Here is a 23723-nt window from a genome sequence, read left to right on the forward strand (position 1 = left end):
ATTGTTAAATATAGCGAATGCGATGCCACTGATTAATAAAGGTGCGAGAAATAGTGGCCTCTCGGACAAAGTGATGGGGCTCCCCCAAAGTGCTAAGCCACAAAAAACCATAGTAATTGAGCTGGCTAAAGATGCGCCTTTCCAAGCAGTGAATGCAGCCAAAGGCACTATTAAGAACCATCATAAAGACCGCAGGTGTGAATGGAGTATCACCATTAAGGCTATGAGAGCTGATATGCCAGTCGAGACCTAAGCGGTGATTCGGAGTACCCTTTTTTTTATATGCGGTCAAACGTCATCTACAGCGATTTGTTAGGTCCGCCCAAAAAACACCGCCGGGCTTACGCCGAAACGGCCTGATAGCTTGGCAATATGCTCTTTAGTAAGCGATCGCTGCCCAGACAAAATCATAGACACCAAAGACTTAGAGCCTATTTCTTCACGCAGCCCAGATGCTCCTAGCGCATGCTGCTCCATAAGCAATCTTAATGCTGAAACACCAGGATCAATACCTTCAGCCTTCTTGTGGAACCGAACTAACTTGTCCTGTTTTGATTCATACTCCTCAACAGCGCCAGCCAGTATCTTGATGAGGTCATTCAACGGATCTAATCTAGAATCTTCTGCTTCGGTCATGAGTTCTTCAATCAGATCCAGCGTTTTCTGATAGTCACGCTTGTTGCGGATATGGATAAAGCGATGGGCTGTTTGGGAAAAATGAGAAAAACTATCAGCCACTTCCCGATATTCGGTAGCAAGCATTATAATTCTCCTTTGAGGTATCTTGAGTTCAACCTGTCGTATTCGGCATGCGTCACGATATGCTTCACGTAGACGCGTTGATGTACAAACTGAATTACAGCGATTAGGCGCAAATTATTGCCACCCATATCTATGACCCACCAACGCTTCTTGTACTTAAAGTTGTCCAATGATGGGAAAACCATTCTAAGCTCAGATGAGCTGGGAAAACTGCCCTGCCGTAAGACGTTGTACGTATCCATAATCGACTGTCGGTCATTCGGATATTTCTCAGCAGCCTCGCTAAAGGGTTTCTTAGATATGACGTGCACGCCAATCCCATAAGTTCACTATAAGTGAACACTAACACAGCCACCGACCATTGACAATATATGGCCATCGCGATGCGCGCCTAACGACTAGCGTAACCGGCCGGCTTTTGAGCGCCAGCGGAAAAGCCGGTCCGCATTGACGCTTTTGTTAGGTTTACGTGTCCCAAATTGAAGCGAATATCTATTCACGTTTTGCCTTAAACTTCGGTAGGTCGCGAGCCAGCTTCAGGTGTGCCTGCCCTGTTATTGTGAGATGCTTTGTTCCCCTTTTTACAAGGGCAAAAGCTTCCGGACTGTAGCAGATTACCCTCAGTTCCAAATCAGTGCGCTTGCTGCTCATGTAAAGAAGCATATTAGCTCGTTCTTCGGGGCCAAGTTCCCGTCCGATCATTAGGACATAGCCTACAGCGAAAGTGAATTTCTGGGGCCGCCCATCTGTTGCCCTGTTATGATAGGATTCATAGTCGAGAGGATCGGACAGTACAAAAAGAGGAAACTTAACGTTGGATCGACCGACTCTTATTCCATCAACGGCAAGTTCAATCGTCGTCGACAAATCATCCTCTATTATTAAAACCGCATGCAGCAACTTGGGCTCCGACCAATCAATAAGCCGATCGCAATCGACGCGCCCCCAGACTCCTTGAAGTCCAGAGACAAAAAAACTTGGCATCAGCCTGGCATTTAGCGACATGCTGATTCGCATTTCGCTACCCTCATACCGGGAGTCAAATAGGTAATTGACGTCTTGAACAGCATTCGATTCCTGCTCGGGAATTACCACAAGCGCATAAATCTCAAACTCAACGACAGACCTAAGCAGCTGGCGACCTGCAGCCAGTGTTGCTTCGCTGATCTGAACAAGCAAATTTGCTAGGGGCTGCGTGTTCATGGGATTCAGTGTCATCAACGCCGCAAAATCCTCGGGGATCCTGCTCGCGTAATGTGCCCCGCCGGCCTTGTTCGCATACCATTCGATGATTTTTCTAGGGGTATAACGAGCACCCTTAAACAAAATGAGATCTTGGTCGAGAAACTCGTTCAGGAGTATCGCTTTCTGTGCAGGAAACTGGCGCTCTAACGAGACGGGGAAGCCAGTTACATGTAATATGAGATCTGCACGAAGCTCCTCCGGGAAAGCTGGATCCTCTACTCCGGGCATGGAGTAGATCATTAAACCCTTTCCAAACTTATCGGCGACATCAAGTAATAGCGGAACTTCTCCCTTTCTGCGTTCAGCAACCAGGGAACGCAGCTGGCCAGATAACACCATCAGGTAGCGACCTTCTCCTTCTCGAACTTTTTGGATAGATTCCGCGATTAGTTGCAAGCCCTGCAAAAGCTCTACGGTTCGGACCGCAAAAGGCTTTCCCAATTCTCTATAGGGTCGACGCATGATTTCTCTTGAAAATTAACTCTATAATAGGCACCCTAAAGCTATAGAATTCATTATTAATATAATTATACAACTTTAGATTCAATAATTTATTCATTATTCTTACAAAATAGGTACCCCAAATCTAAAGATAATGACGTCCTCATCTCCCCAAGCTCCAAAATCACTCGCTCAAGTGCGGTATAAGATCCGTCTAAAACACCTACAACATTCGCATGGGATAATTTTATGTGGGCTGGATTAAACGCTTTATTCTCTTTACACGGTAAATTGGAGATGGATGTCCAAGAAGCCGAAGGGTTTTTAACTCATTTAGAGAACCTCTGATCATTCTCCGCAATATTTCGCCCGTTACGAATTGATACCATAAATTTTTCGTGCATCCGGGGAATGCTGCACCACATCGGCCATTTTCTGGTCATTTCGGCCTACTTGCAAGTACACTACGTCTGTACCTGCCGCAACAGACATGCCGCTTCATTGCCCAGTTTTCAGCATCCGCGCTAGACTGATCAGCCGATGGCCGCCATCCTGTGGATTGGGGTAGTACGGCGTCAGCTCTTTGGCTAAGGCCCGCCGGAGGTTATCTGCTCCATCTCCTCCAGAAAACGTTCCTTGCGAGTCTTTTTGCTATGCTTATCGAATCCGCCGCTGAAGCTTTTCTGGCGCATAGGCTTGTTCTGGCCTGATAATTACGGGCATTATTTTATGGTGAAAAAATTAATCGGACCATCCTTAAATTAAGCGGGGTATTATGCGGCTTTGGTCATTGCACCCTCAATATCTTGATGCTAAAGGCTTGGTTGCCCTATGGCGAGAGGCACTGCTGGCACAAGCTGTTTTGGCAGGTTTAACTCGTGGCTATAAGCATCATCCACAGCTTGTTCGTTTTAAAGAAACTGGGCAGCCCAGAAATTATATCGCCTCTTACTTGCAGGCCGTACTTGTTGAGGCTTTCCGTCGCGGCTATCGCTTCAATGGAGGAAAAATCAATCAACCTGGCTCTGCTGGAGCGCTGCTAGTCACGAAGGGCCAGCTAAATTATGAGTGGACACACTTAAAGAATAAACTCCAATTCCGCGATCCCTCTTGGCTATTCCAGTTTCAAGGCGTTACGATACCTAAACCGCACCCGTTGTTCCAAATAGTGGCTGGTCCGGTTGCGAGGTGGGAAGCTATCTCTGCCCAACAGAGCACTCAATCTGGCCGCCTTAACCGCTAGGGCAGTTAAGGTTCCTTCCGCTACCTTTTTACTTAAAAACTGAAACCACAAAAAAGTCCCTGCGGCATAAGGGACTATTATTTATGGAGAGCATGTGTCCGTCAGATTAAGCCTAGGGTTTTATGATTTTTAAAGGTCAGCAAATACAGCGACTAAAATTATGGTGTTCTCTCAGCCTGCCATTCTGTGTTAGGTATGCCACAGAAAGTTTATCAATTTTCTTTTTTATGACTTAAATTTTTTAGTAATGACCAATAAACAATCTTCAATTCGTCCTCGTTGGCAAACCATGAAAATGGCGGCAATATTTATTGCTCCTTACAAATGGCAGGTATTTTACAGTCTAATCGCTCTGGTGTTCACGGCGGCAATCACGCTTTCCATTGGGCAAGGTATCCGCTTGTTAATTGATCGCGGTTTTGCAACCCACTCAACGGATGTATTAACCCAATACGTTTCCATATTTTTTTTATTAGTTATTGCCCTTGCGATAGGTACATTCACACGCTATTACTGGGTGACATGGCTAGGCGAGCGGGTTATCGCCGACATTCGCCGTAGAGTATTTGACCACCTTATCGATTTACATCCTGGTTTTTTTGAAAAAAACCGCAGCCTGGAAATTCAATCACGATTAACGGCCGATATGACATTGCTCCAATCAGTGATTGGATCATCGGTATCATTCGCCTTGCGTAATTTTATCATGATGGTCGGTGGCATTATTTGGCTGTTTATCACCAATGCAAAATTAACCGCCATTGTCATGATCTGTGTGCCACTGGTAGTCATACCCATTTTGATATTCGGGCGGCGGGTACGCAAGTTATCCCGTCAAAGTCAAGAGAAAATTGCCATTGTGGGCGCATATATTGGCGAGATACTTGGGCAAATAAAAACAGTACAAGCCTACAACCATCAGGAAATAGATAAAAAAAATTTCCATTATCACGTTGAAGAGGCTTTTACCGTCGCTAAGAACCGAATCATACAACGCGCGCTACTGGTCACGCTGGTCATTATTTTAGTATTAGGCGCTGTCGGTTTAATGCTATTAATTGGTGGCATGGATGTCATTGACGGAAAGATTAGTGGTGGCGAGCTTGCCGCTTTTGTTTTTTACAGCGTCATCGTGGGTTCAGCCGTCGCTTCTATTTCCGAAGTTATCGGCGAACTGCAGCGTGCGGCTGGTGCTGCTGAACGCACTATAAACTTACTGGCTACGCCCAACGAAATACGGTCTCCAGCTAAACCCCAAACACTACCGCCGGTCTCCGGTAATATTGAAATTGAACATTTAAACTTTGCTTATCCTTCACGTCCAGATGTCCGTGTAATTAATGAGCTATCACTCACTATCAAAGCGGGGGAAACCCTAGCATTGGTGGGTCCATCAGGCGCGGGTAAATCCACCTTGTTTGATTTATTATTGCGTTTCTTCGATACGTACACGGGTTCTATCAAACTAGAGGGTGTCGATATTCGGCAACTCAATATCTCCAAGCTGAGGCAATGCTTTGCGCTGGTATCGCAAAATCCGGCTTTATTTCATGGCAGCATCATAGATAATCTCCGTTATGCTCGACCTGATGCGCTCGATACTGAAGTTGAAGCCGCGGCAAAAGCGGCCCATGCCCATGAATTCATTTGTGAACTGCCGCAAGGTTATCATACGCAACTAGGAGATGCTGGATTAGGACTATCAGGCGGTCAAAAACAACGGCTTGCCATTGCGCGGGCAATACTGGCGAATGCCCCTATTTTATTATTGGACGAAGCCACTAGCGCGCTGGATTCGCAAAGTGAATTCTGGGTTCAGCAAGCACTGGAAAAATTAATGGTTAACCGCACCACACTGGTCATTGCCCATCGGCTATCAACGGTAAAAACAGCCAATAGGATTGCCGTCCTCGATCAAGGACGCTTGGAAGCTTTAGGTTCCCATGCGGAATTAATGAAGTGCAGCGAACTATATTCAGAGCTAGCAACTTTGCAGTTTCAACATGGCTTCCATTAAAGATAATCTTGTCTTGATACGTGCTTAAATGGAAACTTCTTGTTGGAAAAGCCAGGCTTCTGGCCCTTGCTATCCAGTTAACTTTACCGGTGAAACAAAGCCGGGCGGTTTAACCGCTAATACGGAACATTGCAACTGCTCGAGAATGGCTTCAGCGGTATTCCCAATAAGCAAACCTGCGATACCCGTCCGGGCGACTGTACCCATCACCACCAAATCAGCATGTAGTTGCTTTGCTATGTCGGGTATAACAGCAGCGGCAGCCCCTCGACGCATATGAAATTCAGGGGAGAGATAGTCGCTAGTGTCTTTGCCGACACGCTCTATTAGCTGTTGCCGCAGGCGATTATAGGCGCTTTCATGACTTGAACGCACGCCTTCGACATAGGTCATGCTTGCCTTCTGCGGATCGTCGGCCCATGTGCGTAACATCGCCTCCGCCGGGGCATCCCAGATATGAACCACATGCAGCGCAGCAAAGTCTGAAAACGCGAGAGAACCGGATAAGTCAAGTATCTTCCGGTTGAGGTCCTGCTCTATTGCATCTGGCATATCCGGATTGAAATCAACGGCGGCGAGTATATGCTCGTATTTCGATTTTTCCTCCGCCCGTGTTAACCATACCGGGCAGGGACAATTGCGTAGTAACTGCATGTCGTCACTGCCAAATAACCGTTCGATAAAGCCTGGATTCTCAGCCGGTTTAATCAGCAGATCATAGTCGTTGCGTAAAACGGCCCGAATAACTTCGAGAAATGTTCTCCCCACCAGTACGTCCAGCCGAATACGGAGATGCTTCTGGTAAGGTTTGATCAACGCTTCGAGTTTTTTACGGCGCTCGTCCACCGTGGCGGTTTGCAGTTCATTGAATATCGAACCCCTACGCAGTATACCGACACCCGCCATGATAACCGGCGCCACATCTATGACAGTCAAATCCGCCTGATTGTTTTCCGCCAACGACACGGCTCGCATAATCGAAGCATCTTGAGCCACGGCGCCTTCGGATACGTAAAGAATATTTTTGAATAAGTTCATCCTAGTGGACCTCTCTATTCTGATAGAACCGGTGTTATATTCGGTGATATCTGTAACCGATAAAGCATCTTACGGTTCGCTTGTCTCATCTTCTAAAACGGGCCGGTAGCCTCGATCTCTCACGCCTTGAACCATCTCGTCGATCTCATCGGATGCTACATTGAGCATCTGCATCGCGGTGACACTAAGACGTAGACTCGACTCAATCGCTTCTGGATAAGCGTGAGCAGCACCGGCAGCAAGCAGGCGTGTACTGGTTTCCAGATCCCGTGCCCGTACAATCACCGGCACCTGTGGGCAGGTTCTATTTATATACGACAGCACACCTAATGCAGTGTCGGGATTGTCAACGGCAACCACGACCAGGGAAGCCCTTTCTACATGAATGGAAGACAGTAATCCTGGATCAGCAATATCACCGAACCAGACCGCATGTCCATCCGCTCGCCCTTGGACTACCCGCTTCGGATCAGTATCAAAAGCCACAAAGGGAACGCCGCATGAGTGCAATAAAATGGCGATGGTGTGGCCCACGCGCCCATAGCTGCCAATCACCACTTGTTGTTCCGGCGCCTCCTGTAATTCCGCTGTATCATGGGTTATTGCCCGAGGCGTTTTGACTAACCAATTCACTATAGTGCTATTGAAACGGATCAGCAGAGCGCCAGCAATCATCGATAGAAGCACGGAAGTGATGGCAATTTGCCCCAGCTCCATGGCAACCACACCGGAATCGAGTGCGATAGCGATAAGAGCAAGTCCAAATTCACCACCCACACTCAGCATCAGTCCGGTTCGCCACGCCACACGGATATCGATCCCCGTCCCACGCACCATGGCGGCAACAATCAGCGTCTTACTCGTTACAATAAGCAACGCGCCCAGCAGAGTCCAGTGCCATATGGGGAGTATCGCCGCCGGGTTGAAACGCATGCCAATGCCGATAAAAAACAGGCCCAATAGTACATCCCGAAAGGGACGGATGCTTGACTCTACCTGGTGACGAAACTCTGTTTCGCCCAGTATCATCCCAGCAAGAAACCCACCAAATGCCAGCGACAAACCCAGGCTATTGGTGATCCAGGCGGCGAACAAAGCAATTAATAGTACAGCCAAGGTAAAAATTTCAACTGATCTGCGCTCGGAAACCACATGAAACAAGGGCCCCAGCAACCAGCGTCCGACAAAAAAGACAAGCGCGAAGGCAAACACGGCCTTTGTAAGGGCCAGGCCCAGCGTTCCCGCTAGCACATCCGCTGTGACCGGCATACCCAGCACAGGAATGACTACGAGAAATGGAACGGCTGTAACGTCCTGAAAAACCGACATTGCAAGCCCGAGTCGGCCATGCTGAGTATTTTCCTCGCCCTGCTCAGTGAGCAGACTGGCAATGATGATAGTGGAAGATTGGGCGAAAACAGCGCCAAACACGAATGCGGCGGCAACCGGAAATCCTGCAAGCCACGCTATCAACCCGACCACCAAAGTAGTAAAGGCTACCTGCCCGGTACCCAGTCCGAGAACCTGGTGTCGCAATGCGTGTATTTGGGGCAGAGAGAAATTAAGTCCTATGGTGAATAACAAAAAAACAACTCCAAATTCGGCCAGCGCTTCCAGCTCCGGCATTGAAACTACCGGTCCGATCGTGTGCGGCCCAAGCACTATTCCTACCAACAGGTATCCCAAACTGGTCGGGATATGAAAGCGCTGAAAAACAACCACGACAGTGATCGCCGTAGCCAAAAGCAGGATAATCTGGATGAGATATTCCATCATAATATTTTTGTTTCATCGGGAAGACCTAATATCCCATTCAGCGGCGCACGTAGCCCATCCACTTGGATGAATTATTAGCCACTGAGACGCCGGAACTAACTATCATCGTCACGGGATAAAAGCGTGTGATTCTATAGGCGACGAGAAGATCTCCTATAATCCATCCGCAAGTCGCAACTACAATATATCAGATAAGACCTGGACCTTATTGAAATCACTGGTGTTTTATCCGCTGGCATGATCAGCGCGTTTGGAAAGATTATTGGGAGTTGGATTAACGGGCCTGATTACGAGTGGCTGATGATTGCCGTCATTCCGCCCCGTAAAAACCACATCGTTCAGCGTGAGTATGATAAAGATTTATACAAATGATGGCATCTGCTGGAAAACGCTTTCCTCCATCTCAAGCGCTGACCTGGAGTTATTATCACGCGATGCGCCAGAAACACCCATTCCTTGCTACCATAAGAAGCAGCCGCATCCCTCTTTAGGTCAATATATCTCCTGACTTCACCATTTAGCTCGAATTTCAACGCACAAAGGCAACGGCCCAACCAAAAATCCCGAGAATTGACAGCCAAAAAAGTATAACTGACAGGCGTGAACGCCACTGGCTGCGAATAGTAATGCCGAGCAAAGTCGCTGCAAATAGCAAAGCAGGCAGACCCAAAAACAGGCCAACCATGAATTCGCCGCCGCCAGCAGAAACTGAGCTGAAGCCGAGAACGACCAAGAGCATCGGCAATTGAAGCCAAAGCGAGATGAGTAAGAGGGTAATGCCCGACAAAGTTATGAGCCAGGCAGATCTATTTTGCGGAAGAAAAGGCATGAGTAACTAACGTCTGAGTTAAGCCTGCAATGGACGTTGATGGACAACCGTGTCTGTGTATTGATGAAACGAGACCACTTTTCCATCCTTAAACTTCCAGACGTGGGCAAACGGGGCTTTGAAGCTTTTACCCGTAGCCTTGTAGGAGCCGCTGTACTGGCCGAGCACTACGACGGTGGAACCGTCTGCCACAAACTCGCCAGGCACTGCAGCAAAACCATCCCACTCCTCGCCGAGCTTCATAAAGACATTCTCTAAGATTGCATCCGGCCCGATAAAGACGCCACCATAAGGCCCGCCCTCAGCCTCAGTCCAATGCATGTCTGGAGAAAATACTGCCAAAACTGCAGGGATGTCACCACCAGCAAATGCCTTGTACAAGCTACGTATAACATCTAAATTGTTGCTCATAAGAAGCTCCAGTTGAGAACGAAACCTAACGCTAAAATAAGCGGTGTGCGTAAGCACGTCCAGTGGATGTCTCAAAAGGACGGAGCATACTTAATTGGCTGCTATGTGGCGCGAGGTGCGAACATAATAATTGCCATACCCAAAAGCGCCACCGCAGATCCCACTAAATCCCATGTGGTTGGCCGAATTCCATTGACTACCCATAACCACAGGATCGCCATGACAATATAAACTCCACCATAGGCTGCATAGACCCTGCCCGCTGCGGTTAGATGCAGCGACAGCAACCATACGAAAGCCCCCAAACTCAAAGCGCAGGGTACCAAAAGCCAGATTGTTTTGCCTTCCCGAAACCAAAGATATGCTAAGTAGCAGCCGACAATCTCCGCTAATGCAGTGATGAGAAACAAGCCAACAGTCTTCAGCTCAGGCAAAAGAATCGACTCCTTGTCGATAACATATAACGACTAAACTAACCAGCGCCGCTTTTAGTAGCGTCCGATCTGGGCATTGTCTTCGGTACTAGAAAAATGAACCACACCCCATTCGTAAAACTCTCCATATGTTAATCGGCTGCGAGGCCAGCATACCGAATACCAGCAAGGTCCGCCATGGACTTCTTCCATGAGGTGATATCATCCGTCTTAAAGTCGCTCAGCCTGGTGTGGCCACATGCTCGGGCCATGACCTTCATGAGCTCGGTTGACGAGCGAAAGAATCGAGCGAGACGTTCCGCAGCCACATCGACATCGAGCCGCGCGCGTAGCTCTTCTTTCTGTGTAGCAATGCCCGTTGGGCAATTATTGGTATGGCATATTCGAGCACCCACGCAACCAATAGCTTGAATTGCGCTATTGGCTACCGCAATGCCGTCTGCTCCCAAGCACAGCGCTTTGATGAAATCATCCGGTGTACGCAATCCACCCGTAATGATCAAGGTGACATCCTCACGGCCCGTAGCTTGCAAATGCCGACGAGCACGCGCGAGCGCCGGTATCGTAGGAACAGCTATGTTGTCACGAAACAAAAGTGGGGCTGCACCCGTACCGCCGCCTCTTCCGTCCAAGATAATGTAATCAGCAGAAGCTTCCAGGGCAAAATCGATGTCTTTTTCGATGTGCTGGGCCGACATCTTGAAACCGATTGGAATCCCACCAGATACCTCACGCACATAGTCAGCAAATTCCTTGAAATCATGGGGTACCTTGAGATCCGGAAAAATGGAGGGAGACACCGCGTCTTTCCCGACGGGTATACCGCGTACTGAGGCAATCTCCTCGCTGACCTTGACTCCCGGCAGATGCCCACCGGTTCCGGTTTTTGCGGCCTGGCCGGCCTTGAAATGAAACGCTTGAATACGTGTCAACAGCGACTCGCTATAGCCAAACTTAGCTGATGCGAGCTCAAACATATAACGTGAATTAGCTTGTTGTTCTGCAGGCAGCATACCGCCCTCGCCAGAAGCGATACCGGTTCCAGCCAACTCCGCACCACGCGCCAACGCAGTTTTGGCTTCTTCCGATAGGGCGCCGAAACTCATATCTGAGACGAAAAGGGGTAGATCAAGATGCAAGGGCCTTTTTGCATGGGGGCCGATGATAAGCCCTGCATCAACGGGAGCATCCTCTTGCATAGGCGTACGGGCAAGCTGTGCTGTAAGAATTTGTATATCCCCCCAGTCCGGCAGATGGGAGCGCGGCACACCCATCGCATCCATTTTACCTTGCGGCCCATAGTATTTTAGACCGTGTTTAGCCAATGAATGAATAAACTCTACCGTTGGTTCTTCTGGCGTATTGACTGGAGCCGGAGATTCCGCTTTGGGTCTCCTATCGGGTATTGCCAGCTCCGTTACATCCGGCGGCAAAGTTTTATGCGTCCCATCACAATAGGGAGCATTGCCTGTTTGTTTGCACATGCACAGCCATTCACTGGTCCCTTCCTCAACTGTGAACGCAACCGGTTTGATACCGGTCCCAACATGGGAGCCATCACAAAACGGTTGTTGCTTCGATCTCCCACAAGCACACCAATAGTATTCGCCCGGTTCCGAATTCACCTGTTTCGGAACACGAGCCGCTATCTTTGCTTTCGCCATTATCTCCACCTGTACGTCTTGAATACTTTTCCGTATGATACCAGCCATAAGCGGACCGCCTCTAGCGGCTCCGTTTGATGGTATTGTTAACAGACTACCGCTTAAAATACTTGCCAAATGCCGCAGTCGCCAGAACGTTGTTCTTAAATTCACTCGGTGAAAAGTCCTGGACTAACGAAATAAGTCCAGCTTGGTGATCCACCAACAGCAAAGCAGCGTCGTCCTTGGAAAGTCGATTTTATTTGAATGATGAAGCCATAGTTGAATCCCCCTAGTTGTGAGATCCGGGCCAGATCTCGAGTAATGCCCAACCCTCTAGCAATGAAGGGACGTATGATTTGGACTTTTCTTGAGCAAACCGAAGTTCTTTCTTGACAGCCTTTGTGCTAGTTCCGGAAGATTTTCAAAGCATCTCCCAATCCGTGAAGTTATTTTATCCATTGATAGCTATTTTAAGTTCCCCTTTACCTTTTCAGGCATCGCTTCCTCAACTAGGAAGTAAAGCCTACCAGCATTCGCATCGGTCTCGATCTGCTTGCTCCCTTCCTTCCAAATTTTTTCAGACAACCATTTCCTAGTGTTTTTATTTCATTTTGAATTCACTCTAGTTGTGCCATTTTCGACTTTTCTGATCTTCAGCATCTGATTCCCTCCCCGCTGGAATTCATAGGGCACTCTGACCTGCATCACCTCGTACCCCTCAGCCCGAAAATGCTCCACCACCGGTTCTACATGGGGAGAGGGTGTGGCACCTAGTTGGAGCAGCGGGAATATCCTTGTTTCTCCGCACACGCGGCACAACTCTGAGATAGTATCGATGTGGAACTTGCCATCTAAGTGGTCACTATAGAGAAACAAGAAGTGCGAGGACAGGGCGAGGCCGAAACTGCCGTCAGCGAAATTCAAGTCTGGAGCGGAGCCCCGAAGGTATCTCCCATCAGCCCTGCCTTGTGGGTAATCCGAAAGAAAGTCCTGCATCGCCGCCATTCGGACTTTTCCCAGTTCATTAACGGAGCGGATAGGGTCCCAAACGAACTCATCTTCGTTCTGACGTATTTGCTCCATGACGATATCAAACGTCTCGTCTACTCGCCGACTGATCTCATCCGCGCCGAATGCGTAGAGAGGATCCACAGAGACAACCGTGCCCCCACGCCTTGTCAATTCCGCGTTGAAGCTGGCTGGATCGTCACCACACCCAAGAATCGGTCTGGTGAGATCCTCTTCCGAAAGTGCAAACATTCCCACGTATTCTTGAAACGTACGGCCCCAAGGCATAATCTCCTTCAGTTTAAATGCCATCCCTTATTTTATTCATTAACACTTCTCCGGAAGAAGGCGGCTAACGCCGGAATTCAGCGTTGCGCGTAGCACATCCACTGTAGCGACTTGTTAGTGCTTCTTCTGCTGTGCACGTACTCATCGGACAGTTACCTAATCATTTAAGGTGTTCGGCGACATCGTAGAGGGTAGTAATAGCCTTGGTCATGGCACGTTCTTACAGCTTCCGAGTAAGGCGCAAGGCCGTCTTGATATCACTGGCCTGTGAATGCTTGTCACCTCCAGCTAGTAAAATAATGACCTTTTTGACTTGCTTTTTGTAGTACGCCCAATAGCCGGATCTGTAATCAATCCGCAACACCTTCCACCTACAAGCTTAACATCTCTATATCGAGCGACTATTGAAGCCTTCAATGGTATGTAGTAACATTTTTATTTACACCGAAATATCGGGTGGATCACAATGGCCCGGGAAACCGGCCCCGAATACGATGCAGAAGATAGGTGGGCAGTTATGAGCAAGCGCTTCCTGAGGTGGGCTGAGACTTGGATCGAGGAAAACATCCCTCCCGGCGCCAATACCGACATCGAGAGCCACAAAGCGCGGGCAAAGCGGCTGATGGAGAAAATGTTTGCCGAGGCGGCCGCAGCGAACTTCTCAGACTTCGAGACCGAGGAGGAGTGGGAGCGCATAGCGCCCCAGGTTCTGGCCGCGGTCTCGGACGAGACCGATTTCGACTACGATGCCTTTACGCTCAAGTATCTACTGGCTCAGGAAACTGAAGACGGCGACTGAGACCCGCCATCCAACTCACTCACACCGGCTCACCAACGTACTTAAGTATGGCCCATAGAAAACTTGAATCAATGGGGATCTGACCCCATTTTTTCAACTGGCAAGGTAGCTCGTCCTATTTTTGTGCATAACGCCTTGCATCAGGGGCGCATTTGTAGCGAAGGCGAAGCGAAAGAGGCACGGCCGGGCCGGAACATCCTTGAGCACTTGTTATGCTATTTGCTGTCCTTCAAAGAGAAGCCGAGAAGATAACGTGTCACGTTCCACTACAAGTCTAATGCCCAGTCAAGTCGCGATCTAGTAGATTGATGATATTCCAAGAAGATCCATCCCCCTTCAACTAAACGACGAATAACATTTCGTTCTTTCCTGCTAAATTTTCGCCTTGTTATCCTGAAACATAACGCTTATCTTAACCGGCCGACTTTGGAGCGTTAGCGGAAAAGCCGGCCCGAATCGAAGCTTGTTGTTATGCAATTACTGATGCGCCACTGGACGAAGTTCGTAGATACGGCCATATCGAGAGGCCGCATCCAAGTTGCCTTGCCGAAGTGTATCTCGTACAGCGTCCAGTTTGTATGCATCCTCGACGCTCAAATAGGGGGACCATTCCGTTTCGTCCTCAATCAGCGTCACTGCTACCTCCACCACATATTTTCCTTCATGCACGTACTTCGTCTTCATACGCCGTGTCATAATCACCGCCTCTTCGTGAATGCTTTGTTCCATCGCTCAGGGTCTGGCCTATAAGCAGTGACCAAGACCACAGGCTTGTCATAGCCCCTCGGGATTCTCCATACAACATAAATAATGAATTCGCTCACCATACCCTCCGGTTCTGCCAACGCGGTGAACACTGCATAATGCCTTACATCACTGGCAGCGATAAGCAAAGCGAGGAACGAGCGTTGCTTATCGCTATCCAAGTGAATGTGACTGTTAGGCATTTTCTTTCATTTTTGAATTTATACTCCGGAGCCCCACTGCAAATGCCAAAGCAAGTAAGCCAGCCACAAGCACGGCTCCTGGGGAAGCTCCTAAATGCTCAAACCATTGGGTATAAAAATGAATACCACCAAAAGCAGCAACCGTATTCAAAACCCACCTGCGGCTACCCTTCCATGACCATATTGCAGTTGCCAATAAAGCTAGAGCCCAGAGAAAAGAAAAGACGGTATCTGATATAAGGACTTCTCTTGCCTCAGAACGCTCACCCCAAAGAGAACCCACCCAAAAACCGAAATTGACAAAGAATACTCCTGCTCTTGCCGATGCAATTGCAATCTTTTCATATTCAGCTGAAAGTTTCTTAGATAAGTGATAAAGGCCGATTGCTAACAGGCTAAATAGAATAACTGTAATAGTCGGCTCTTGAATTACCAGGAAGTAACTCGCATGAAAATAACCGGTTCTTGCCCCGATACTGGCAGATAACATTAATGTAGCGAGAACAGCCAACAAAGTGCTTCTGGCAAAGATTGCTGCCACAGTAAATATTGCTGTCACAGATAGAATGGATAAGAAACTGCCTTTGAATTCGGTTACGACTCCACCACCTGTCATCAGTGCTCCAACCAAGATACAAATATTGGAAAGAACCCTCCATTGCTCCCAGCCGCTACGCAGTAATGCCAAACCGGCGATAAGGATGAATAATCCAATTACAATTGCAGTTGTTGGTGCCGGAAGAAGGGCAAGAGAGGCCCCACTAACAGCAATAACGCTCAATCCAATCAATATATTAAAAGCCAGTGATCTCGTGGATTTCGCAGCTAGCTCACTAAGCTTGTTGTACTCAATCTGAGTAATCTCTCCTTCACTGAGTAATTGATCTAGATCTAACGTTACTTTCATCAGAAGTCCTTTTTATGCCTAACACCTGAGCTCACCTGCCGCTATGGAGCGCCAGCGGAATAGCAATCAGGTGGAGCGCCTTATTAGGTTGATTTACAGTCATTTTGGTAGATCCCGCATCGCTGCTTTCCACAGCGGCTCTTTCATTTCCAGATGCTGCTTCCACTCTTGCTTAAGCGTCTTGCGCCACTTGAGATAGGCGGGAATGGACGGGATCAGAGGTGTATGGGCAAGCTCGAAGTGTATTCCCGTAAACGGATCATCAAAAAACACTGCGTAGTAGCCGGGCGTGTAGGTAGGGTATTCTGTTGGCGCATCGGTAACATTGACATCGTTTGCCAACAGAAATTCTTGGTGGAAGCGGTCTACTTCACGACGATTTCTTGCCCATAGCGCAAGATGATGGATCCCCGGCTTTTTATCGGCATGTCGAACGATCTCGCCGCCTGCGGCAGGCTGAATACCGATGTAACTGTGAAAGAATGGGAACCGCGCCATGTATAGTTATTTCATTTAATTATGGGACATGTTATGCTTTAGCATGACTTATTCACTTGATTTGAGAGAGGCCGCGCTCTCGTACATAAAAAACGGCGGCAGTAAGGTTGAAGCATCCCGTCTTTTTGGTTTTTCCCGCTCTACTCTATACAGATGGCTTGATATGGAAGATTTAACCCCGAAAATTCATGGTTCGAGAGATCGCAAGATTGATAAAGAGGCTTTAAAGAAACATGTTAAGGACCATCCCGATATGTTCTTGCATGAGCGTGCTGAGATTTTTGGCGTTGCTGTGAGCGGAATGCACTATGCGCTCAAGCGCTTGGGCATCGTAAAAAAAAGAGCGCGGGTATAGCGAGCGCTGTACTATGAAAAGGCAGGAGTATTTGGAAAAGCTCCGCGCCGAGCATCGCATGAGGGGCTTTAAGAACCTGATTTACATTGATGAGACTGGCTTTGATGCGCCTTGCTATAGAGATATGGGCTGGGTAACAAAGGGGCAAAAAATTCTTGGTCTTGTGAGCGGAAAACGCAAGCGCAGAACCAATCTGATCATGGCGCAACGTCACAATGCATCGGGACGTCAGAAAAAATGGCTGGCTCCCATCCTTTTTGAAGGCTCATGTACAGCAGCTCTTGTGGAAACATGGATTGAGCGATGCCTGATGAAAAAGCTGGATGAACCCACCATCATCGTCATGGATAACGCCAGCTTCCACAAGCATAAACGTATTCAGAAGTTCGTGGCGCCGGCTTATCACATGGTCATACCATTGCCGCCTTACTCGCCAGACTTTAACCCCATAGAAAAAACATTCGGCGCCATGAAAAAAAGGAGAAAATCCATCCCTCAAAACACAACAATCGACCAACTTATATTGTCTTATAATTCAATGAAATGACTATAATAGATGGAACGATACCCCATATCGAGCGTCCAGAAACTCTTATATCCAAGCCATCCAAACATCTTGTCAAAGAAAGCAATCGACTCGTTGTAGTCGAGTACCGACAGCTCAACATGATTAATGCCCTTCCATCTCATTCGATACTCTCCCTTTCTGTAACCACCTAACGCCTAAGCTGAAGGACGTTTTGCCGTACGCCAGCGCGGTAAAATGTCCCGCTCAAGCGCTTTGTTATGTGCGACTGATGTGATTGATCGTGTTTCCACTTCTTAAATAGTTTCGACCTCGACTGAACTGCTCTGAAGATTGCCGACACCAGCCATCCATCAAGGAATCGTAATTGCTCTGTGTCATTAATTAGCGGGTAGAAGCTCATGATCCCTTTGAAGTGTATGCGCTTTGATCGACTATTGATGTAGTTCCGGAGCTGCTGGCTTGTCAGCCCGCCATATAGATAACGGCGAATTTGCAGCATTGCTGTAAGCAGCGCCGGGTCCTTCCCGTTAGCCGGAATGACGAGCCCACGGAGCTTCTTCCCTCTCAACGGTTGCAAGAGATTTCGATAGAGAAGATATGAAATCTGCTGCTGAATCTTCTGTACCGAAGATTTCTTAATGCTGACGGAATCCACTGAAATTGAATAGCCCAAGAAGTCAATGGAGATCTTTGTATTTGCTAGCTCTGCAGGCAATCCTGGACGTGTGAGAAGGCTGATTCCATCGGACTTCTTAGGGTTTATCTTGATGCCAGTTACGACCGAGAAATCGTTGATAATGGTAAAAGCATCGCAGATGCGCTGATAGCTCTGACTCCAAATCACCGTATCGTCCGCGTACCTAGCAAACTTGAGCCCCGTCCGTTCAAACTCCTGATCAAGCTGCCAGCAAACCAAGTTCGCCAAGAACAGAGAGATTGACGTACCCTGCGGAATCCCAACTTCACGTGACTTCAAGAATGCATCGATAACAGCGCGCTCTTTATCGCTGATGTAGAAGCCATTGCAGTCGAATTGCTTCCGAAGGTACTCATGAGAAATCGACCCAAAGAAGTCCGAAAAATCGAACTCAGCAATGAATGTTCTAGCATCGCGCGACACATCAAGCCAGATGTCCTGGATCGCGAAATGCACGTTCCGGTCGCTTTGGTAAGCGTAGGAGAACGAGCTAAACCTATGTTTATTCTTCTCAAGAAGCCGCTCGTAAAAAATCTTCAAACAGCCGCATCTGGAATTTGGTAGACGGAAACCTTTCGAACACCCCCGTCGCGCTTAGGAATTTCCGTGATATGCGGATCGTTCGGTATGTAGGAGTGATTTGCGAGTTTTTTTGTGATCGAGCGGGCAATGCTATTGCGTCGAGATTTGACGTAAAATGGGTTGAACTTGCGATCCAGCTTCCAGTAGTCCGGAACTTTGACGACCTTCGGTGGGGCATTAGATATGCGCTTCAGATTTCGAAGGTGTTCAACGTGGAGCGCATTATGATAAGCATGATAGCGCTGGATCAACTTATCTGCCTCCTCTGCAATCACACTCGCAAGGTGCTCTTCGAATCTTATCGCCATAACGACAAAAGGCCCGATCTAGGACCGGGCCTCCCACGGGCGCAACCGCGTAAAAGTAAGTTTCCAATTGGACGGGGCTTGAGGAGCCCATCCCCCGGGGCCTGTTCAGAGAACAGCCTAATGGGCGCCCGTTCGCCTCCTAGAGGCGTAGTCTGCATATTATCAAATGGCTCGGGTTAGGTACACATAACGCCTGAGCTCACCTGCCACTATGGAGCGCCTGCGGAATAGCGATCAGGTGCAGCGTATGGTTAGCCGCTGTTTTCACGTAGCCGACCCTCAACATACTTATGAAGGATACTAGCAATTAAAGTTTGGTATGGAATGCCTTCAGAAAGAGCTTTCTTCTGCAGGGCACGAAGATCCTTGGAAGAGAGCCGAATATTGATTCGAGCATCCTTCCTAAACATGGCTTCGGCGTATTCTTGATGCCGTTTCTGGATACTAGTGGCATCCTTAGAACGTTTTGCGTTGCCTGCCTCAAACGCCTCCAGAATTCCGCGTTCTTCTTTATCTAGCTTGCTCATTTATTACCACCTTGGTAGGGCTTGGTAGCTTTCCGGCTCGGAATAATTGTCTTCAAGAAAACCTCATCCTCCGACTCGACAAACGGAACGAGGTATACATATCCTTCAATAGCAATCACGTGAATCTGCTGGCCGTGGTAATGCTCCTGATTCGGGTGGTCAATTGTGTCGAGGATATCGCCGGCCATAATGTGGAATACCACATCTTCAAAAGAAACTCCTCTCTGAGCTTTCAGAAGGATGTTCTTTTCCGGATTCCAGGAGATTGGCTTCATATTGCTGATTGTAGTACATTGTGTGCAGTTTGTGCTTTGGCGGCTAACACCCAAGCTGAGTTGCCGCCGAAGCGGCTAAAGGCCGCGCAGAGAATCCGCGCAGCGTCTTTACAGACTTAAAATTAAGCTTGTAAAGACGCCTTGCGGTTGGTTATCCCTCTCTCAATTTCCGAAGTCCGGGCATCTTCTTTCTCACACGAAAATAAAGCGCGGCTGTTCTTTCCGCAATGCGATCGATTTGAAAATACTGACGGAAGCGCTGCTTCCCCGCCTTACCAAAGGATTCCCGTTTTTCAGGCGCGTGCAACAAATCCCCAAGGGCTTGGGTTAAGCTAGCCGGGTCTTGAGGGGGACACAATATTCCCGTTTCCCCATCGGCGACAACCCAACCCACGCCAGAGCCCTTTATCCTGCTGGCGACTATCAGCTTTGCAAACCTCATGGCTTCTAAAAGCGCGACTCCAAAGGCTTCGGTCCGCTCGATGGAAGGCAAGCACAAGATATCACAGGTTGCCAATAGCGCATTGCGCTGCGCCTCCGTGCAGCCACCCTGCAAGCTGACCCGCCCTTCCAAGGCTAACTTTGCAATCAGCATACGCAGTTTCCTTTCCCCTTCGCCAGCGCCAACCACTACCAAGCGGACTTCTGGCAGGGGCTGAATAGCATGCAGTAACACCTCATGCCCCTTGTAGTAGGTCAAACGACCCACGGTAAGCACCCGCAAGCGCGCCCCATCTCCCCACAGCCGATGGGCCGTTGTTTGCTCGGTTTCACTAGGTTCCGGCAAGCGGGACGGATCGAGGCCAAGGGGAATAATATGGCACTTGTCTCGCCAGAGCCTTAATGCCAGGCTACTGTCAAGATAGGGAGGCGAAGTGGCAATGATAGCCGAAGCATCTTTCAGAAGACGTTGCTCAAAGGGACGGTAAAAAGGATAGGCTAGCCTCAAAAGCCTATCATGGGGGGATGCGACCACATCAGCATGCCAATGGATAATCCAGGGCAGCCGCCGGGCCACTGGCACCACCATGGCCCAAAAAGCGGAGGTATTGGGAAGGTGCAGGTGCAAAAGGTCTGGTTTAAAATCCCGGATAGTTTTCTGCAACCAGAAAGGGAATTGGGGACTGACCGGGGCGTAGAGAACACGGTCATGGCAGGGGGCGCGATAAACGGGGAAGGGCCATTCGGCGGGATCGGAATAATGGGAACAGCGCCGTTGCCGAGGCGAGAGATGATCGTGAACCAACGCTGCCACCTCAATACCTTGCCGGGATAAAGCTACTAATAAGTCCCGCAGAAAATACTCCATCCCACCAGCGAAAGGTGGGAAAAATTTACCAATATGGAGAACCCGTAACATTAAGAATCGCTTTAAACTAAACGGGATGAACGCTTACCGTAGTTGATAAAGGACGCCCATGGCGGACTCGTGAATCCTTTTTACCGCCAGCTTTGTCCTTTCTCTTCCTCTTCCTCGCAGGAATCCCTTTTCCGGATCAAACATAAATTCAGGAGTCGGGCCAAGTATCAAAAGATAGTCACCTTTCTGGGCGTCGGCCTGGCGGGGCAGATGGGCGCCATCGTCATGGATATTGTAGGGCAGTAAATGATAACGCACCCGAAGACGGGTATAAGGATCTTCTGCTAAGGACTTTGCCGTCACCAGAAAAACACGTTGAGGAATAGGCCCCAAGTGGGCCTTGATTTCGGCGGCAAATTCAAACAGTTGCTTATCCTCCTCGGCAGCCCGGTGTTTTTCCGCCCACCCTTTGCCGCCATAGCGCTCATAGGTCGCTTGCAATTGCTGCCAAAGATCCGCTTGCCAATGAATATCAACTGCTAGCCATGCCAGCAAAAAAATCGTTCCTATTACGCGCCAATCCCAATATCGACGCTGAAAAACAAGCCCCATGGCATATAAGCATAAAGCAAGCCCGGCCCAGGCGGCTGCTCCTACCAGCGGTGGCACCAAAGCATTACCCTTTGTCACAAAATTAATGGAACGTTGACTCCAGCCTTGGAAAGTGCGCCAATCAGAACCTACCAGAGCCAGCAATGTCGTCGCCGAAAGCGGTTTAAAATCGAGTTCTTTAATAACTACTGGAGCAGGAAGTGTGTTGCGAAAACCAAGACCAAATTCAATGATAGCGCCCCGCCAGGCGGGGTGATGATCAAGCCGCATCAAAGTGCTTTCCTCCCCATCCCAGCGCAAAGGCAAGGAAACCACCTTTTCCGGGGCCGTTTCCCCGCGCCAAAAAAAGACTACTTCCATACCTGGCTGGAGTCCCTGTAACTGATATTCGAGAACAGGATATTGCGCTGCGGTCAGAGTCATTTTGCCTGATGAAATGATGGCCTGACCTCCGCTGGAAAGGGCCTGGAGCTCCAATGTTTTCCCCACGCTGGCGCCTTGCCCGGCAACCAATTGCAGGGTATCTCCGCGCCAAACTCTAGGCTGAACTTCAGGTAAGGTAAAACCTTGAAGATAATAGGCCAGAAAACCACCCACCAGCAGAACGCCGCTGAGAACCATCACCCCCAAGGCCGTGAATAGCATACGCCAGAAGGAAAAAGTAGGAGCCGTACTGGGTGAAGGCAAAGGTAAGAGCATCCCTTTCATTAAAAGCCCTCGCGCAAATATTACATTTAAGTATTTTTCTGGAAGACTGAAAGCGATGAGGCTGCTAGCACCACGCCATCTAGGGTAGCATTGATCCTAAACGTAAAGTTTCGAGAGCAACCTCTCGCACTTTACCCCCTCCTGTTTCCCAAAACACTTCTACTCTGACCCGATAAGGAAGGACAGAGAGATTCATCAGGTTATTATCAAAGCCTCCTCCCTGGCTTATTTGCCGTCTTTCTAGCTCTTCCAGTGCTTCCTGTGGTTCCTCATAGGGAAGGATGGTGGTACGCCAGCTATATTTCTGGTCGAATCTTCCCTCCTCAATGCCTTCTAAATAGGGCGCCTCCACCCCAATAGTCGCAAGCTTAGTCTCCGCAAGCGAAGCAGCATAGGTATAGTCTTCCGATAATGTGGTGGCTCGCATCCCGGTGGCAAAAATCTGGAGTAGCACTCCCAGCGCGACTCCCAGAATAGCGAAGGCTACTAATACTTCAAGTAAAGAAAATCCCCTCTGGCCCTTAATCAAGAATGGCCACCTGACCGGTCAGCCAATTAATATCAACCCCGTATTTGCTCTTGCCCTGGGCAACCGTAATACGACCACCGGTGGAAGTGCCATCGGGGAAGAAACGGATTTTGCCGATACGATCGCTATCCAATTCGGAACGGGCAGTAACGAGGGAGATTTCCAGATTATCCGGAATTGGATAGCGACGTTTTTTGCCGGTCATCATAAAATAGCGACGTTCCAAATCTACTACCAAAACGGCTTCCTGGTGGTGAGTAATGGCTTGGCTGCGAACGTATTTTAGGGCTGCCGCCAATTTCCGGGCGGTACTTTTCAACTCGGCGTTGGCGACGCCTCCTTGCAATAAAGGCGGCACCAAAGCCATTAATATCGCCGCAAGAGCCAAAACTACCAGCAATTCGAGCAGGGTAAATGCCCGCTGGGGCTGGTGCCACCCCCCTCTCGGGAAGACAATCCCCTCCCGCTGGAAGAGAAGGGCGGAAGACCTTTTCACCGCCATAGGGCTTGAACCATGGAGGCTTTTTTCCTAATCAAAATTTCTTTCCTTCCTTGGAAACATGATAGTCTGGCGGTTATTTCCAGCTAACGACATCCTGATCTTCACCCTCACCCCCTTCGGAATTGTCCGCACCCAGGGAATAAATATCGAAAGCACCATGCTCACCTGGCGAGCGGTAATGATACTCATATCCCCACGGATCTGCTGGCACCTGCTTTTTCTTTAAATAGGGGCCATTCCAACGGTTGGCTCCAGGGGGCGCTTCCACCAGCGCCTGGAGCCCCTCCTCGGTACTGGGATAACGTCCTACTTCCAACCGGTAGAGTTCAAGGGTAGCGGCTAAATCCTCAATTTGGAGGCGAGCCGAATCCGTCTTCGCGCCGCCTAAATATTTCATTACTTGGGGTCCAACGAGGCCCGCCAATAAACCCAGAATAACCAGCACCACCAATAACTCGATGAGGGTAAAACCAAAGCTACCGGTAGAGCCTACTTTCTTTAATTGCATCA

At 48.9% G+C, this 23723-nt stretch carries 29 protein-coding genes and 1 pseudogene; 5 read left to right on the forward strand and 25 right to left on the reverse strand.

Annotated features, from left to right (window positions below; genetic code table 11):
* Positions 1 to 4 precede the first annotated feature (4 nt).
* The 4 genes from NWAT_RS16860 to NWAT_RS14330 form a co-directional block, all read right to left on the reverse strand.
* A complete protein-coding gene (locus NWAT_RS16860; RefSeq protein WP_157679948.1) occupies positions 5 to 184 on the reverse strand; it encodes a hypothetical protein in 180 nt (59 codons plus the stop codon).
* A gap of 128 nt (positions 185 to 312) precedes the next feature.
* Positions 313 to 762: a helix-turn-helix domain-containing protein gene (locus NWAT_RS14320; RefSeq protein ID WP_013221751.1), complete on the reverse strand. Its 450-nt coding sequence runs from the start codon at positions 760 to 762 to the stop codon at positions 313 to 315.
* On the reverse strand, positions 762 to 1004 hold the full coding sequence (locus NWAT_RS14325; protein WP_232420284.1) for a type II toxin-antitoxin system HigB family toxin: 243 nt from the start codon (positions 1002 to 1004) through the stop codon (positions 762 to 764). The genes NWAT_RS14320 and NWAT_RS14325 overlap by 1 nt, the downstream gene beginning before the upstream one ends.
* Positions 1005 to 1254: 250 nt before the next feature.
* Entirely contained in the window at positions 1255 to 2469 is a 1215-nt protein-coding gene (locus tag NWAT_RS14330) for a hypothetical protein (RefSeq protein ID WP_013221753.1), read from the reverse strand.
* Between the two features lie 754 nt (positions 2470 to 3223).
* Here NWAT_RS14330 and NWAT_RS14335 point away from each other — a divergent pair.
* A complete protein-coding gene (locus NWAT_RS14335; protein ID WP_013221754.1) occupies positions 3224 to 3691 on the forward strand; it encodes a pyrimidine dimer DNA glycosylase/endonuclease V in 468 nt (155 codons plus the stop codon).
* A 247-nt stretch (positions 3692 to 3938) separates the two neighbouring features.
* On the forward strand, positions 3939 to 5708 hold the full coding sequence (locus NWAT_RS14340; RefSeq protein WP_013221755.1) for an ABC transporter transmembrane domain-containing protein: 1770 nt from the start codon (positions 3939 to 3941) through the stop codon (positions 5706 to 5708).
* A gap of 69 nt (positions 5709 to 5777) precedes the next feature.
* On the opposite strand, the gene NWAT_RS14345 is transcribed toward NWAT_RS14340, so the two are convergent.
* From NWAT_RS14345 to NWAT_RS14375, 8 genes and pseudogenes are all read right to left on the reverse strand, one after another.
* Positions 5778 to 6746: a universal stress protein gene (locus NWAT_RS14345; RefSeq protein ID WP_013221756.1), complete on the reverse strand. Its 969-nt coding sequence runs from the start codon at positions 6744 to 6746 to the stop codon at positions 5778 to 5780.
* Between the two features lie 69 nt (positions 6747 to 6815).
* Positions 6816 to 8522 carry a cation:proton antiporter gene (locus tag NWAT_RS14350; RefSeq protein ID WP_013221757.1) on the reverse strand — a complete coding sequence of 569 codons (1707 nt, stop codon included), beginning with the start codon at positions 8520 to 8522 and terminating at the stop codon, positions 6816 to 6818.
* 529 nt (positions 8523 to 9051) lie between these two features.
* Positions 9052 to 9309, reverse strand: coding sequence for a hypothetical protein (locus NWAT_RS14355; RefSeq protein WP_157679950.1), 258 nt, complete (start codon positions 9307 to 9309; stop codon positions 9052 to 9054).
* A 60-nt stretch (positions 9310 to 9369) separates the two neighbouring features.
* Entirely contained in the window at positions 9370 to 9762 is a 393-nt protein-coding gene (locus tag NWAT_RS14360) for a nuclear transport factor 2 family protein (RefSeq protein ID WP_013221759.1), read from the reverse strand.
* Positions 9763 to 9863: 101 nt separating this feature from the next.
* Positions 9864 to 10196: a YnfA family protein gene (locus tag NWAT_RS14365; protein WP_013221760.1), complete on the reverse strand. Its 333-nt coding sequence runs from the start codon at positions 10194 to 10196 to the stop codon at positions 9864 to 9866.
* Positions 10197 to 10327: 131 nt separating this feature from the next.
* The gene (locus tag NWAT_RS14370) at positions 10328 to 11860 is read right to left on the reverse strand and encodes a glutamate synthase-related protein (protein WP_041351063.1); all 1533 of its coding nucleotides are present in this window, start codon (positions 11858 to 11860) and stop codon (positions 10328 to 10330) included.
* Between the two features lie 103 nt (positions 11861 to 11963).
* Positions 11964 to 12071, reverse strand: a pseudogene (locus NWAT_RS16410) (hydrolase); the annotation flags it as partial.
* A gap of 377 nt (positions 12072 to 12448) precedes the next feature.
* Positions 12449 to 13138: an SAM-dependent methyltransferase gene (locus NWAT_RS14375; protein ID WP_232420155.1), complete on the reverse strand. Its 690-nt coding sequence runs from the start codon at positions 13136 to 13138 to the stop codon at positions 12449 to 12451.
* Between the two features lie 466 nt (positions 13139 to 13604).
* Here NWAT_RS14375 and NWAT_RS14380 point away from each other — a divergent pair, with 466 nt between their 5' ends.
* Positions 13605 to 13937, forward strand: coding sequence for a DUF768 domain-containing protein (locus NWAT_RS14380; protein WP_013221763.1), 333 nt, complete (start codon positions 13605 to 13607; stop codon positions 13935 to 13937).
* 477 nt (positions 13938 to 14414) lie between these two features.
* On the opposite strand, the gene NWAT_RS14385 is transcribed toward NWAT_RS14380, so the two are convergent.
* The 4 genes from NWAT_RS14385 to NWAT_RS14400 all read right to left on the reverse strand — a co-directional run bounded on the left by NWAT_RS14385 (position 14415) and on the right by NWAT_RS14400 (position 16289).
* Complete coding sequence (locus tag NWAT_RS14385) at positions 14415 to 14633, reverse strand: hypothetical protein (protein WP_013221764.1); 219 nt, start codon at positions 14631 to 14633, stop codon at positions 14415 to 14417.
* 2 nt (positions 14634 to 14635) lie between these two features.
* Entirely contained in the window at positions 14636 to 14884 is a 249-nt protein-coding gene (locus NWAT_RS14390; RefSeq protein ID WP_013221765.1) for a hypothetical protein, read from the reverse strand.
* Positions 14877 to 15791 (reverse strand): hypothetical protein, encoded by a 915-nt coding sequence (locus tag NWAT_RS14395; protein WP_013221766.1) that lies wholly within the window; start codon positions 15789 to 15791, stop codon positions 14877 to 14879. Before NWAT_RS14395 ends, NWAT_RS14390 begins: the two co-directional genes overlap by 8 nt.
* A 99-nt stretch (positions 15792 to 15890) precedes the next feature.
* A complete protein-coding gene (locus NWAT_RS14400; RefSeq protein ID WP_198342164.1) occupies positions 15891 to 16289 on the reverse strand; it encodes a VOC family protein in 399 nt (132 codons plus the stop codon).
* A 43-nt stretch (positions 16290 to 16332) separates the two neighbouring features.
* Here NWAT_RS14400 and NWAT_RS17165 point away from each other — a divergent pair, with 43 nt between their 5' ends.
* Both NWAT_RS17165 and NWAT_RS14410 read left to right on the forward strand, forming a co-directional pair.
* Positions 16333 to 16644: an IS630 transposase-related protein gene (locus tag NWAT_RS17165; RefSeq protein ID WP_013220071.1), complete on the forward strand. Its 312-nt coding sequence runs from the start codon at positions 16333 to 16335 to the stop codon at positions 16642 to 16644.
* A 13-nt stretch (positions 16645 to 16657) separates the two neighbouring features.
* On the forward strand, positions 16658 to 17191 hold the full coding sequence (locus tag NWAT_RS14410; RefSeq protein WP_013219491.1) for a transposase: 534 nt from the start codon (positions 16658 to 16660) through the stop codon (positions 17189 to 17191).
* 169 nt (positions 17192 to 17360) lie between these two features.
* Here NWAT_RS14410 and NWAT_RS14415 read toward each other — a convergent pair whose 3' ends face one another.
* From NWAT_RS14415 to gspG, 9 genes are all read right to left on the reverse strand, one after another.
* The gene (locus tag NWAT_RS14415; protein ID WP_049773025.1) at positions 17361 to 18410 is read right to left on the reverse strand and encodes a reverse transcriptase domain-containing protein; all 1050 of its coding nucleotides are present in this window, start codon (positions 18408 to 18410) and stop codon (positions 17361 to 17363) included.
* The gene (locus NWAT_RS17170) at positions 18407 to 18727 is read right to left on the reverse strand and encodes a hypothetical protein (protein WP_198342165.1); all 321 of its coding nucleotides are present in this window, start codon (positions 18725 to 18727) and stop codon (positions 18407 to 18409) included. Before NWAT_RS17170 ends, NWAT_RS14415 begins: the two co-directional genes overlap by 4 nt.
* A gap of 284 nt (positions 18728 to 19011) precedes the next feature.
* Positions 19012 to 19287, reverse strand: coding sequence for a hypothetical protein (locus NWAT_RS14420; protein WP_013221767.1), 276 nt, complete (start codon positions 19285 to 19287; stop codon positions 19012 to 19014).
* Entirely contained in the window at positions 19284 to 19562 is a 279-nt protein-coding gene (locus NWAT_RS14425) for a BrnT family toxin (RefSeq protein ID WP_013221768.1), read from the reverse strand. Before NWAT_RS14425 ends, NWAT_RS14420 begins: the two co-directional genes overlap by 4 nt.
* Positions 19563 to 19713: 151 nt before the next feature.
* A complete protein-coding gene (locus NWAT_RS14430; RefSeq protein WP_013221769.1) occupies positions 19714 to 20922 on the reverse strand; it encodes a glycosyltransferase in 1209 nt (402 codons plus the stop codon).
* A 33-nt stretch (positions 20923 to 20955) separates the two neighbouring features.
* Entirely contained in the window at positions 20956 to 22182 is a 1227-nt protein-coding gene (locus NWAT_RS14435; RefSeq protein ID WP_013221770.1) for a hypothetical protein, read from the reverse strand.
* 79 nt (positions 22183 to 22261) lie between these two features.
* Positions 22262 to 22711 (reverse strand): type IV pilus modification PilV family protein, encoded by a 450-nt coding sequence (locus NWAT_RS14440; RefSeq protein WP_013221771.1) that lies wholly within the window; start codon positions 22709 to 22711, stop codon positions 22262 to 22264.
* On the reverse strand, positions 22704 to 23213 hold the full coding sequence (locus NWAT_RS14445) for a GspH/FimT family protein (protein ID WP_013221772.1): 510 nt from the start codon (positions 23211 to 23213) through the stop codon (positions 22704 to 22706). The genes NWAT_RS14440 and NWAT_RS14445 overlap by 8 nt, the downstream gene beginning before the upstream one ends.
* Positions 23214 to 23286: 73 nt before the next feature.
* Entirely contained in the window at positions 23287 to 23721 is a 435-nt protein-coding gene (gene gspG, locus NWAT_RS14450) for a type II secretion system major pseudopilin GspG (protein ID WP_013221773.1), read from the reverse strand.
* Positions 23722 to 23723: the final 2 nt, after the last annotated feature.

Origin of the sequence: Nitrosococcus watsonii C-113, from assembly GCF_000143085.1 — a bacterium.
In the GTDB taxonomy this organism is placed as follows: domain Bacteria; phylum Pseudomonadota; class Gammaproteobacteria; order Nitrosococcales; family Nitrosococcaceae; genus Nitrosococcus; species Nitrosococcus watsonii.